General features: G+C 67.8%; 2 protein-coding genes (1 of these 2 running past the window's edge). Both read right to left on the reverse strand.

The genetic code is table 11. The features are described 5' to 3' along the window. Positions 1-351, reverse strand: a complete 351-nt coding sequence (locus FHR21_RS08145; protein WP_184097096.1) for a DUF3467 domain-containing protein — start codon at positions 349-351, stop codon at positions 1-3. Next, positions 351-14,283, reverse strand: the 3' portion of a protein-coding gene (locus tag FHR21_RS08150; RefSeq protein ID WP_184097098.1) for a CARDB domain-containing protein. Its footprint extends 23,102 nt past the window's final position; 13,933 of the gene's 37,035 nt are visible here — the last part of the coding sequence; its start codon lies beyond the right edge, outside the window; it ends in the stop codon at positions 351-353. Before FHR21_RS08150 ends, FHR21_RS08145 begins: the two co-directional genes overlap by 1 nt.

Genomic DNA, 14,283 nt, shown 5'->3' on the forward strand with positions numbered 1-14,283 from the left:
TCAGCCGAGCGGGCCATAGCGCTGCTCATAATCGCGCACCAACTGGCCCAGCGCATCGCTGAGGCGCTTCGCGGCAAAGGGGCTGAGGATCACGCGGTGCTGGACATCGACCTCGAGCGGTCCCGGCGCGGCGCCGGGCTGGTCCCAATTCTGATTGACCCCGAAATTCAGCACCACCTCTTCGCGGGTCGAGGTGACGTTGGCCATGTTGCAATAGCTGCTCTTCAGATTGTCGGTGCGGAACTTCAGCGTCTGCTGACGCGGCGGCGGCGCCGGCGGCGCGAGCGTGCTCTTCCCGGCCGCCGGACGCCCAGCCGCTTTCGCCTTCGCCGGTCGCTTGTCGTCGCTCATCATTTACGGTCCTTGTTCCTGCGGCCCTTGCCGCGGCGCGGACGCGGATCGGAACGGCGGTCGAGCAACAGCGCCGGCAGCGCCACCGGCATCAGGTCAAGCGCGTCGCCGTCATCGACCGCGCCGGCGAGCCACTGTGCCAGCGGCGCATCGACCTGCTCCGGCGCTTCGGTTTTCGCCATCAGCACCGGCGTGGCGCCGAAGTCGATCGTCGCCGCGGCCGTCTGCCGGCCGCGCGGAGCGGCTGGCGCGGTTTCGGCCTTGGCGTCCTTCTTGCGCGCGGCATCCTTCGCGGCCGCGATCTCCTTGGCCTTCTTCGTCTTACCCGACGCGGTGGCATGGATGTCGCCCGCCCATTTGGCGACCGCCGCGCGCGTGCCATAGGTGACGGCATCGAAATGCGGCCGCTCCGCCGACGAAGACGACAGGATCGGCAGGCCATCGACGACCCGCTCGACCTGGCGCAGCGCGTCGAATTCGGGCGAGCGGTCGTCGAGGAAGCCGACGAGTTGCACCGCCTCGTCCATGCGCGTCGAACTCGGCGCCGCCGCGTTGATGCTGTCGACGGTGACCGTCAGCCGTTCGCTCGCGCCATAGGGCGCGTCGGCCGGAACGCGCGCGTCGAAGCTGAGCAGCCAGACCGCGCCCGCCGGGATCGGCGTGTCGCTGACGATCGAGACGATCGCCACGCGCTTGCCGCCCGGCGCGGCTTCGGTGCGGAACTCGACGACCGCGTCGGCCGGAAGGTCGGCCCCGCGCAATATGCCGTCGATCGTCAGCAGCGCCGGGTCGTAGGTGACGCGGAAGGACAGCGTCCTGACCCCGCCCTCGCTGGTGAAGCGCACCTGCAGGCCCGCACGGTCGGCCAGCGGCACATCGACCTGCTCGCCGGGCCCGCGCACGAAGTCGGGCAGCTCGGCGGTTCCCGCCGCGGCGCGCGCGAACAGGATCGAGGCGCGATAGTCGCCGCCCTCGGCCCCGTCGCCATCGCCGTCGAGCAACCGGCCGTCACGGCTGAGGAAGCCGTCGTCGCCGATGAACAGGCTGTAGCGGTCGTATTGCAGCGGCTTGCCGTCGGTGCGCGACAGGGTGAAGCCTTGGCCATCGGCGTCGTAGCGGATCGTCGCCGCAATCGCCCCGAAGCGCTCGCCGATCAGCGTCACCGTCCGCCCGGCCTGCTCGGCGCCTAGCGGCTGCGAGAAGCGGATGGTCAGGATACCGTCGGCGATCGTCGCCTGCGTCACCTGAAGCGGCGGCGTCTGCGGCTGATCGGCGATCGACAGCGCCAGCGGCACGGCGGCAAAGCTGCCATCCTCGTTGATCAGCGTCGCCCGGACGACATAGTCGCCCGCCACCGCATAGTCGTGGCTTGCCGCCGTGGCGGTACCGACGATCCGCGTCGGCGTAGAGCCGTCGCCCCAGTCGATGATCCACTCGATCGGCGTGTCCTGACCGGGGTCGACGGCGCCGAGCAGCACGGTATAGCTCTGCGCGACCTGCCCCGTCGCTTCGCCGGTCACCGACAGCGTCGGCGCGACGTCGCGGACTGCGATGGCAAAGGCGAGTTCGGCCGACGCGCCGCCCGCATCGGTCACGCGGACGACGACCGGCACCGTCGCATCGCCGTCGAGCGCCTGCCAGGTGAACCGGCCACTGGCGTTGATACTCGCTCCCTCCGGCCCCGACACCAGCGTCCAGACGAGCGCACTCGCGTCGCCATCGGGATCGCTGGCTGCGAGCTGGACCGAAACGGCCTGCCCTTCGTCCACCACGATGCCCGCCACGGGGGAGATCACTGGCGGCAGGTTGGAACTGGCAAGCAGGGCAATGGCGAAGCTCTGCTCGCTGAACGCCCCCTTGGGATCGGTCACGCGCACCGTCACCATCTGCGTGTCGGCGGCGCCCCCGGCGATCCACTCGAACCGCCCGTCCGCCGTCACCCGCGCCCCTGCGGGACCGCTGACGAGGCTATAGACCAGCGTCTCCGCCGCATCGTCGGCATCGCTCGCCCACAGCGCGACGCTCAGCAGCCGCCCGCGCTCTATGCTCTGCGCGGGGATCGGCGCCAGAACCGGCGCCGCGTTGGGCACCGCCACCACGGTTATGGTGAAGCGTTGCTCGCTGAACGCGCCCTTGGGATCGGTCACGCGCACCACCACCTCGCGCGGCCCGGCTACGCCGGTCGCGACCCAATGGAACACGCCGTCGGCTCCCACGGTCGCACCCGCGGGACCGCTGACCAGCGACCAGACCAGCGTCTCCGCCGCGTCATCGGCGTCGCTCGCCGACAGCGGCACGGTCAGCGCCTTGCCCTGTTCGACGCTCTGCGGCGCAATCGGTGCCAGAACCGGCGCTTCGTTGCCGACCGGCGTCACCTGAAGCAGGAAGCTGCGTTCGGCCGACAGGCCAGCGGCATCGGTGACGCGAACCGTCACGGTCCGGTCGCCCAGCCCCGCCGCCGTCCAGGCGAGCAGGCCGTTCGACGACAGCGTCATCCCGGCCGGCCCTTCGACAAGCGCCCAGGTAAGCGCCGCCGCCGCATCGTCGACATCGGTCGCGGCAAGCTGCACCGACAGCGCCGTGCCTTCGACCACGCTGCGATTCGCCACTGGCTCCAGGATCGGCGCATCATTCACCGGGTTGACGGTGATCGAAACGGTCGCGGAGACCGGTGCGCTCAGCCCGTCGGTGATCGTGTAGGTAAAGCTGTCCGTCCCGAAGAAATCGGCATCGGGCACATAGGTCCACGGCCCGCCCGGCACCGTCGGCGGCACCAGCGTGCCGCGCTTCGGGCCGGTCAGGATGGCGACGGTCAGCGCATCGCCGTCGGCATCGCTGTCGTTGGCGAGCATGTCGATCAGGACGGTGCCGTCCTCGTCGACCGACACGGCGTCGTCGACCGCGACCGGCGCCTGGTTGGGCACGGTGCGGAACGTCACATCGTCGATGACGACGCGGCTGTCCTGATCGCCCATACCGATCAGGTCGAACGACAGCAGGGCGCCGTTGCCGCGCGCCACGCCGAGCAGCGACACGGTCACGACCGCCGACCCGCTGCCGGGCGTCCCGGTTACGCTGACCCCCTGCGCAAGGTGCAGCGTCCCGTCGGCCTGCAGGTTGAGGAACGCATCGGTCAGGTCCAGCCCGTCGAGCGCGCCAAGCAGAGACCGGCCGGTGACCGGGTCGAGCAGCGCGACCTCGAACGCGTCGGGCGGCAGGCTGCCGTTGGTGCCGAGCGTGGCCGAGCGGATGACGAAGCTGATCTCCGTCGCGCCGTCGGGAATGGCAAAGGCCTGACGCAGATAGGACAGATAGCGCCCGTCCTCGGCAAGCACACCCTCGCCGCCCGTGACGCTCGCGCCGCCGAAGGCGCTCCAGCCGGTCGCGGCGGCGAAATCGCCGTTGGCGAGCGTGGTGGCCACGGGTCCCGACGCCAGCGGCAATCCGCTGCCCGGCGGGACCGCGAGCACGCCCGCGCCGCCCGGCGTCGACGACAGGGTGATCGTCGGCGGCGGCGTACCGGTGTCGCCCTGCGGCGTCGCGGGCTTCGTCGCGTCGGGCACATCGGCGGCGCTCGGCAGGCGCCGTTCGCCGAGCCGGATCATCTCGGTCATCAACCGCGTCGGCTGGCTGGTCGGCACGTCGTCGAGCCGCAACGCATGCCCCATCTCGTGCATCACGACGGTCAGCAGGTCAACCTTGCCCTCGGCTTCGCTGCCCAGCGCGGCGGCGAGCAGCTGGGCCAGCGTTTCGCCTTCATATTCCCCGTCGTCCATCGGCGTCGTATCGACGAACCAGCCGCGACCCGCAGCATCCGCGTCGATCGTGATGACGCCGTTCTCGAACCGGGCGAGCGCGCCGTCGGGCAGTTCGCCGATCTCGACGGTGATCCGGTCGAGCGCGGCGCCCGCGCCGTCGATCAGCCCCGACCCGACCCAGCGCGCCTGCGCCGCGGTGACGATCGGCGCGAGCTGGTCCGCGGTCAGCGGTTCCACCGCCGACGTCGTCACCATGTCCCTGGGGTCGAGCAGGATCGGCGAGCCCGACTTCACGGCAGTGAAGCGCACGGCGTCGAGCAGGAAGATCTGGCTCAGCGTCTCCGACAGGTCGATGGTCCGGTCGACGCCGCTGGTCGGGACGCCATCCCATGTTTCCACCAGCATTTCGGTCCGGCGATCCATCGTCCAGCGCGTTTCCGTGTCCTTCTCCTGCATGCTGGGGAAGCGCTCGCCGCGGCTGATCGGGTCGAGCACCCGTTCGGGATGCGCATTGCGGTCGGCCAGATATTTGCGCAGGAACTGCGTGATCGCCGCCGCGCGATCAAGCCCGAGCTGGTCGTTATAGGCCACGTCCCCGCGCTCGTCGGCATAGCCATAGATGCGGACCTTGACGTCGGGATGCTTGACCAGCCAGTCGCCCTGCTGTTCCAGCAGCCGCATCTGGTCGGCATCGAGTTCGCTCAGCAGCCGCGATCCTTCCGCCGTCTTGGGCCACAGGATGCGATATTCGATCCCGGAAGGCTCCATGAAGGCGTGCTCGATGGTGGCGGTGTTTTCCATGTCCACCGGTTCGAGCGTGAAGGTGATGACCTTGCCCTTATAGGCCTGCGGCACTTCGACGCTGTAGCTGTTGTTCGACATGAAGCCGGGCTTGAGCTGAACGATCTCGCTGTGCGAGCCGAGGCTGGAATCCACCGGCGTGAAGGTCACCTTGATCGCGGCATTGGCCGTCATCATCCACGGCACGAAGGTGTCGAACGTCAGATAATTCGCATTGGCCGGCACATAGAGGCGATTGTGGGTGATCGCGCTGAGATTCACCACCTTGTCGATGAATTCATGGGCCGCCGTCTCGGCGCGCTGGACGTCGCCGGAGGTCGGATCGATTCCAGCCAGCATCGCGCTGGTTTCGATCATCGTCGACATGAAATCCTTGAGCAGTTTCTGCCCGCCCATGATGAGCGCATAGTCGGACTGCTGCGGGAAGAAATGGTCCATATAGGCGTTGAACACCTGGGTGATCAGCGATGCGACGCCGTCCAGCCCCGCCTTGTCGGCGGTCGCCGACTTTTCATACAGCTTGGACAGCGAGAAATCCTTGGTGACGATGCCGTCCTCGGTATTGAAGCTGACCCCGGCGTCGAGCAGCCGGCCGATCAGATTGTCGATCGCCTGGATGATCTGGACCGTCGCCATCGCCTGCAGCGCGGCCTTGCCCTGGCTGAAATCGCCCGCCGCGCGTTCGAGCCAATATTCATTATACCATTGCCGGTATCCTTCCGACGATTCCGACGTCGGGATCGGCGGTCCGCCGTGCTTTTCCTGGATGAAGGCGCTGGCCAGCTTGGTCGCGAGAATATCCGCCCATTTCTTCAGGACGTTGTTCATCACCTCCTTGAACAGTGTGGAAAGGCTGGTCTGGACGGTGAAGATGCCGGTGATGTCGATATCGGGGAACGGATAGCCGAAGAGCGTGCCCTCGGTGTTCAGCGTGAACCCCGACCCGCCATGATAAGACCAGCCGGGCAGTTCATAGGACAGCGGAAAGCGTCCATAACCCGAATCGAAGATGAAATTCTGAAGGAAGCTGGTGATCGCCTGCTTGGTGCCGCTTTCGAAATCCCCGTTGAAGATCGTCGGCACCGCCTTGTCGTTGTCGGCGCTGGCGACCTTGCCGTTGTCATAGACGGGCGAGATGGTGCCGATCGCTCCCGGCCGCACCCCGGCGCCCCCGCCGACCGCGCTGAAGAACCAGCCGGTGCCGATGCCGTCCCAGATCGCGGGAGAGACGAAGCCGTCGAGCGCGCCGCTCGATCCGCCCTTTCCGCCGGATACCAGCACCGGATAGACCTGATACCAGGGTGCGGTGCCGAATTCCTGCGTCTCGATGCCCAGCGCATAAGTGCTGCGGCCCTCGTCGACGACGCGGCGGAAGATCGGATAGCCCTGGATATTGTCGACGTTGGTGTTGATGGTGCCGGCGTACCAATGGAGGATGCGGCTGTCGGGTCCGCCGAGGCCGAACATCGCGAACAGCGTGTCATCGCCCTGTATCCCCGAAATGCCTTCGAGGTTGACGTCGAGATTGGGGCGGTTGGGCGTGAAGGCGCCTCCGGCCGGTCCGGGCGCGTTGTTGACCAGCGACCGGCCGTTCATCGTCGCAGTGAAGATATATTTCTTCATCGGGCCGGTGATCCTGTCGGGCAGCAGCGTGATTGTCTTGCCGCCCACGGTGATTTCCGACAGCTTGACCTCGGTCAGTCCCGTCGCCTGGTAATAATTGTCGGCGAACTTGACGTTGCTCCAGACCTGCACCGTCGGGTCCGAAAAATCAGCGAATTCGACCGGATTGAGTTTCAGCCCCAGCTTGCCCACCACCTTCATCAGCTTGGTAAAGGCCTTGCTGACGTAATTGATCGTCTTGGAAAGCGGCGGGAACATGAAGGTAGCCGCCGAAGCCGCGCTGAACAGAAGTTCGACGAGGTCCGTCAGCGGGATGTTGAGCGCGTCCTGCTTGAAGTCGTGCGGGTCCAGCGTCGTCATGTGGATGCCGTCCTCGCCCCCCGCACCCTCGAAATAGGTGCCGAGCCGCTGGATGATCTCCGAATTGACGACCGAGCCGCGGTTGTGCCCGACGAAGTGCAGCGGCGACTGGAATATCCCGCCGCCCGACGCGCGGTTGAGCTCGACCAGCGACGCGAACAGCGCATCGGCCGCGGCCTCCGCAAAGCCGGTGTCGGTGATGTCCGACTGGCTCGACCAGTCGCTGACCAGCACGATCGCCTTGCCTCGCGCATCGGCGATCGCGGCGGCGTTGCGCTTGCCCGTCGTGCGGTCGACCCAGTCGCCGGTCTTGCCGTCGTAGAAAAGCACCACGCCGCCGCCGCTGGCGTCGGTGATGAAGCCCGCCATGTCGGTGAAGACACCGCCGTCCTGCTCGAACGCCGACCCGAACAGCGCGGGCGAGTTCATCATCCCAAGGCCGAGCTGGAAGCCGTGGGTGAGCAGCGTGACGCCGTTGAACGGAGCGTCGGCTACCACTTCCTTGACCTGCCACGACGCGGCTTCGCGCATGCCCTTGCCGACGATTTCGACACCCCAGTAGTAACGCTGTCCCGCGGTCATCGCCTTTGCATATTCGGGCGAGAAAGTGACCTGCCAGGTCTGGCCGTCGAGCGGATTGTTCAGGTCGTCGGGCAGCTTGACCACCGTGCCGTCGGCCTTGACGAGATAGGCCCCGGGGTCGAGTTCGCGGGTCGTCAGGATGCGATTGGGATGGTGATCCCCGGCCATCGAGGCCGCAGACGGATCGCTGTCGAACAGGTTGCGGATCGACGGCGGATCGTCGGGCCACAGGCCCGATCCGGGGAGCAGCGAACTGACGTAGAGCTTCGCCTTGGCGTTCTTCGTACCGGTCAGCGTCGAATCGAGCCGCCATTCGAAGGTCAGCGGCGGCGCGCCCGCGCCATGCAGGTCCTGCTTGCCGAGCGGCGCGAGCAGTTCGAGCGCGTCGAGCTGCTGCAACGCCAGCCCGCGCCCATGCCTGGCGACGTTGATCGACAGATAGTTGGGCGGGTTGGTCGGATCGTCGAAGCTGCCCGGATCATCCGGATCGACCGGATAGATGTCGGGATGCCCGAAATTGACGTTGTCGATCGGCGTCTGCTTCCACTTGTAGCTGCCGTCGGTGTCCTTCGCCCCCGGCGTGATGCCCCGGATCACGTCGATGTCGAGGACGACGATGTTCCCGAGGCCGCGATAGTTGGCGTAAAGTTTCTGCCCCGAACTGTCGACGCGCAGTTCCTCCAGGAACGCCAGCGGAATCGGCGTCGTCGATCCCACGATCTCCGGCGCGGCGGAGAAGGGATTCTTGATGACCATGATCTTCGACCCGGTCTGGTGCAGCGCATCGACATCGCGGGCGACGGTCTGGTCGCCGTACCACATATAGACGGGCAGCCCCCAGTCGGCGACGAACATGTAGCTGAGGTCGGGCGTCACCGCGATGCCCGCGGCGTTGCGGATGTCGAGGTCGAAGATCTGGCCCTGCGTCACGCGCTTGGTCGACGAATAATAGATGCCGGCGATGCTGTTGATGACGTCGCGGACGCCGATCGGCCCCTCGTTGATCACCGGCGCCACGCCGACATGCTTGACCTGGAAATTGATCGGATTGTTGTTGGTGACGCTCAGCAGGTGGACGCCGTTGCGCGTATCGCCGCGCGACACGAACACCATCTTGTCGGCTTCCGCCGTCGCCTGGATGTCATAAACCTCGACGCCGCCGTCGATCTTGCCGATCACCTCGCGCCACTTGCGGGCGTTGGGCTGGCCGGCCTTCGGACGGTCGCGGTCGTCGACGTTGATGACCATCACCAACCCATGGTCCTTGCCATAGTTGGTCCAGCCGCGCGGCCCGTACATCTCCGACACCGGCACGCCGACATAGAGGCGCGTGCCGTCGGCGTTGATCGCCATGCTGGTGATGTGGCCGAACTCCTCGCCGCCGCTGCGGATCGCGACGTTGATCGCGTGCGTTTCATTTTCCAGCAGTTGCAGGTAGGTCGCCGAACCGGGGTCGATGTCGATGATGTAGACCTTGCCGAGCCCGCCGACGTAGAGGTATCGGTTGTTGGGATCGACCGCGAGCGTGGTCACGCCGCCGGGGATTTCGATCATGTCCACTTCGGGCGTGTCGAAATCGGCGTCATATTGCTGAAGCGTCAGCGTATCGATGATCGCAACGCCCTTCTGGGTCGCCACGAAGGCGCTTCCGAGGTCGGTCGTCACGACGATTTCGGTCACGGGCGCGCCCAACTCGATCCGCCCCACCAGCAGGTCGGCGCCGCCTTCGTCCTTGCGCGCAAGGTCGATGATCTGGACGCCGCTGGCATCGCCCGCGAAGGCAAAGCCGCCCTTGTTGTCGATGGTGATCGTCTTGCTCGCCACATATTGGGCATTCGCGGGCATCCGTCCCTTTGCGTCCAGCATCGTGCCGGCGGCGGGCCGTTCGACGCGGATTTCCGTAACGCCCAGCAGGACGCGCTGCGGCACGTCGAACTCGACGACCGCGAAATCCTGCGTCCCGCCTTCGCGTACGCGGATCTTGTCGCTGGTCAGGACGATCTCCTGGCTGCCGTTGCGCAGCACCACGCGCATGTCGGCGAAGCTGTCGCCCGCCGTCGTCGCCCCCAGCGCCGCCGTCGCGGCGGGATAGATGAAATTGCGCCCCGTCAGCACCGCGACCGGCTTGCCGTTCACGAATTGCACGGTGCCGCCCAATATCTCCGGCGTGCCGTCGCTGATCTTCTTGGGCGTCGGCACCGTGGCCGTGACCTTGGTGTAAAGGTCGGTCGGAGAGATGGTGACGTCGAGCGTCGTTTTCAGAACCTCCCCATCGGCATAGGTGCGCCATACCTCGAGCTCCGCGAGTCCGAACAGCGTCGGCGCGGCCATCAGCGCGATCGCCGTCGCGCCAAGGCCCAGCCCGACGACGGCGCCGCCAAGGCCGCCCGACGCCGCGATGCCGAGCGCCGGGACCATGATCGCGGTCAGCGCGGCGGCATAGCCGGGGTCGAGCTGGATGCGCGGCAGCGGCGACGCGACCCGCGCCACCAGAATCTGGCCACGCCGCGTCAGGCCGGGGAACGGCGGCGATTCGGCGCGCGCCATGCCGTCCTCGTCGATGCGGCCCGAATCGATGACGGTCCACACCTCGACCTCGGCGCCGTTTTCGCCGACCGGCAGCAGCATCTTCTGGAAGAACCAGACCTCGTCGCCCACCGCGCCGACACCGCCGGCGGCCGGTACCGCCAGCTGCACGGGGCCGGTCAATTCGGCGCCCGCGACATCGAATTCGAATGCGCCGACGAAATCGAAGATATCCTCGTTCGGCATCGCGACCGGCAGGTCGCCCAGCGCGATGGACTCGATCGTCACGGTCGCGTCGCCGTCCAGCCCGCCGGGGCCGAAGCCGATGGTGATGCCGTCGGTATTGGCGACGATCGCGCCGTCCTTGCCAATCTGCACGACATTGCCGACGATCGGATCGGACACGCGCACCTCGATGCGGTCCTCGCCGAAGCGGTTGATGACGGTGACGGTCGTCACCCCCGGACCGACCGCGCGCATCACGCCGTCGGCATCGACAGTGACCACGGCGGTGTCGCCCGAAACATAGGTGGTCCCGGCTTCCGCTCCGTCGAGGAAATACTGCTTTTCGGGGTCCTGCGCGGTGACGATCCGGCGCGTCGCGCCGCCCGCCATCATCGTCACATTATCGGGATAGGCGTCGATATTGTAGACGGCGGTCAATATCTCGTCGCCGTCCTTCGGCGACCCGACGGTGACGACCGTCGCCGCCGCGATGCTGCCCCGCTCGACCTTGATGTAGGTCGCGCCGTCGCGCAGCGCGGTCAGCAGCCCATCGTCGCCCCAGCGCACCACCTCGGGGTTGGCGACCGTCACGTTCAGATAGGATAGCGGCAGATAGACGTCGGCCTGATCCTCGAACTGGCCGATCACCATGATCGGCGCCACCCCGCCTTCTTCGGCGAAGCGGACGCGGCGCAGGTCGAAATCAATCGCGACCAGCCGCGCGTCGGACACCGCGATGTCGATCACGCCCTCGGCCGAGGTGCCAAAGCCGTCGTCGGCGGAAATCCGGATTGCGGCCGCGCCGCTGTACCCGGCGTCGGGGGTGAAGACGACCGAGCGGCCGTCGGCGGTCAGCACCGCCGAGCCGCCGGTGACGCCGACGATCCGGTAATAGAGGCGGTCGCCGTCGGGATCGGTCGCGACCTTGCCCACGTCGATCCAGGCCGACAGGTCGACGTGGGTCTTCACCGCATCGATGGCGTCGGCGATCACCGGCGCCTGGTTGGCGCGGAAGCCGTAGTTAGCCGCGACGAGCTGCGTGTCGGTGGCATCGACGACGCCGTCGCCGTCGACATCGGCGCCCGCCAGCGCCGCGATCACCGCCGCGCTGTCGATGCCGTCGACCCTGCCGTCGCCATTGACGTCGCCGGCGATGCGCATCTCGACGCCATAGGCACCGGCGCCGGTCACGATCAGTTCGTGCAGTCCGGCCTCGCGCAGCGCGAACAGCGTCACCCGCTGGCCGCCCGACACGCTGCTGGCGATGGCGGTCAGCCCGGAGATTTCGGGGATCGCATCGCCCGTGGTCGCGACCCGCAGGATCAACGCGCCGCTCTCCATCCCCGCGATCTCGCTCGCGCGCACGGTGAAGGCATAGCTGTCGCTGCCGCCCCCGGCGGGCAGCGTGCCGGCGAAGGGTTTGCCGGTGAAGGCCGCGGCGCTGCCCAGATCGTCGCGCACGACGCTGGTCGTGACGCTGCCGTCGGCGGCATAGTCGATGCGCCGCCCCTCGCCATCGGACGGAATCTCGATGGCGAGCCGCCCGTCGACATAGCCGTAGCGGACCCCCGCCCCGGTCGCGAGGTCGCGCACCGCGGTCAGCCGCCCGGCGTCGTCATACTCATAGACGGTGTCCGACCCGCCGGGTCCCGTCACCTGCACGACGCGCCCCGCCGCATCGCGCAGGAACTGGAGCGCCGCGCCGCCCAGCGCGGTCACGCCGCCATCGCCGACCAGAAGCATTCCCGCGGCCGACCGGATTTCCACCGTGCCGTTGCCGCTGTCGATCACGTAGGTCGTGCCGTCCGGTCCCTTCAGCACATAGTCGCGGTTGCCGTGGACCGGCGACGCGGGGTTGTAGGCCAGCCCGGTCTCGACATCGAAATAGGCGCCGCCGACCTTGCGAAGCTGGCGGTCGACCGACTGCAACGTCCAGCCGTTGGCACTGTCCGCCACCCAGGCGGGGCGATAGAAGGTCACGGAGCCGATCGTCTCCGCCACCGGGCGGAAGGTGAAGCCCGCGCGCTCGCCGGTCGGCAGCGTCAGCATCAGCCGCGTGCCCTGCTCGAAACCGGGCAGCGCCCCGCCGACGCCGGGCAGCGTCCCGGCGTTGGTTTCCATCGCGACGTCGAGGCCCAGGAAGATCCATTCGCCGGTCAGGCTGTCATAGGCGCGGGTCAGCGCGAACGGCACGCTGCCGAGCTGGGCCGAAACATCGACATGGGTCGATTGATGGCGCCCCGCCTTGTCGGCGCCGGTGCGCACCTCGACCGCCGCGCTCGCGACGCTCGTGCGTCCCGAAATGTCGCGCCCGGTCAGACGCAGCGTATAGAAGCCGTCGGCCAGCCGCCGCCCGTCGAGCGTCGCCAGCACGCCGTCGGCGGTCGTATCGCCGCGCGCGATATCCTGCACGCTGCCGTCGGCGCCGATCAGTTGCAGCGTCCAGAAATCGAGATTGGTGTCGGCGATGCTGCCGCGCACGTCGAGCGTCCCGCGCACGATCATCGCGTCGATCCCGCCGCCGAACGCGACGACCGGCGCCGCCTTGTCGGCGGGATCGCGGACCTTCAGCCATTGTTCGACCGTCGCGGTTCCGCCATCGGCATCGACCGCCGTCGCGCGCACCCAATATTTGCCCGGATTGCCGGCCGTGATCGTCGCGCGTCCATTGGCGTCGAGCGCGACCTCCTGCCCGTCGACCCACAGCCGCAGCGACACGATGTCGGACAGGCTGTCCGCCGTCGGATGGAGCAGCACCTTCTGCCCCGGCGTCGCGGCGAAGCTGGGGGTCGTCTCGATCCGCAGCGTCGGCGCCGCGGGTTCAAGCTGCGCCCGCATCAGCACGGTCCGCCGCGTCGTCGCGCGCCCGTCGCTGACGATCAGCGTCACGACATAGTCGCCCGCCTGCCCCGGTCCCGGCGTCCAGACGAACTCGCCCGTCGCGGCGTCGATCATCGCGCCCTCGGGCAGGTTTTCGGCGCTGAAGGTCAGCGTGTCGTCGCTGTCGGGGTCCTGCGCCGCGATGCGGAAGCGCTTTTCCTCGCCGATCAGGAAGGCGTGATAGCCCTCGGTGATCGTGGGCGCGCGGTTCACATTGGCGACGCGCACCAGCACGTCGATGGTGCCGACCGCGCCCGACGGATCGGTCGCGGCAAAGCGGATCAGATGATCGCCCGCCTGGTCATAGCCGGGCATCCATTGCAGCTCGCCGCGCGCCGCGACGAACAGCGCGCCCGCGGGCAGGCCGCTGACCACCGACAGCGACAGCGGATCGCCGTCGCCATCGGCCGCGACGACGGTGAAGGTCGACGCGGCGCCCTCGCGCAGCAATTGCGTCGCCATCGGCACGAACAGCGGCGTCTGGTTCGCGTTGGCGACGGTAATCGTCACCCGCTCGGTGCTGCGCGAATGGCCGTCGCCGGCCGCGAACAGGATCTGGTAGCTGCCGGCGGCATTCAGCGCCGGTTTCCAGCGGAACAGCCCGGTCACCGGATCGAGCATCGCGCCCTCCGGCGCGCCCTCCATCGTGAAGCTGATGTCGTCGCCGTCGGCATCGATCCCGCGCAGGCTGAACAGCAGTTCCTCGCCCTCGACGATCGCCTTGTCGCCGACCGGGGTCAGTTGCGGGCCGCTGTTGGCGGCGCGGACGACGATGCGGAATGCCCGCGTGTCGCTGGCCGCCAGCGTGACGCCGTTGCCGCTGTCGGTGACGGTCAGGCTGGCGTCATAGCTGCCGATCTCAGCCGCCGTCGGCGTCCACTCCAGCGTCACGCGGCCATAGACGGAGGTCGGCGTCACGGTCGCACCGGGCAGGCCCGACAGCGCATAGGACAAGGCATCCTGGTCCATGTCGCGAACGTCGATCGTCGCCGTCAGCTTTTGCCCGGCCACCGCGACCAGATTGCCGATATGGCCGATCACCGGCGCTTCATTGGGGCTCGTGACCGAAATGATGAAGGTATAGGCGCCGGTCAGCGGGGTGCCGGTGCCGTCGCCGTCGTCGGTCGCGGTCACCGTCACCGCATGGTCGCCGCGATGGTTCGCGCCCGGCGCGATC

Source organism: Sphingopyxis panaciterrulae (assembly GCF_014199295.1).
In the GTDB taxonomy this organism is placed as follows: domain Bacteria; phylum Pseudomonadota; class Alphaproteobacteria; order Sphingomonadales; family Sphingomonadaceae; genus Sphingopyxis; species Sphingopyxis panaciterrulae.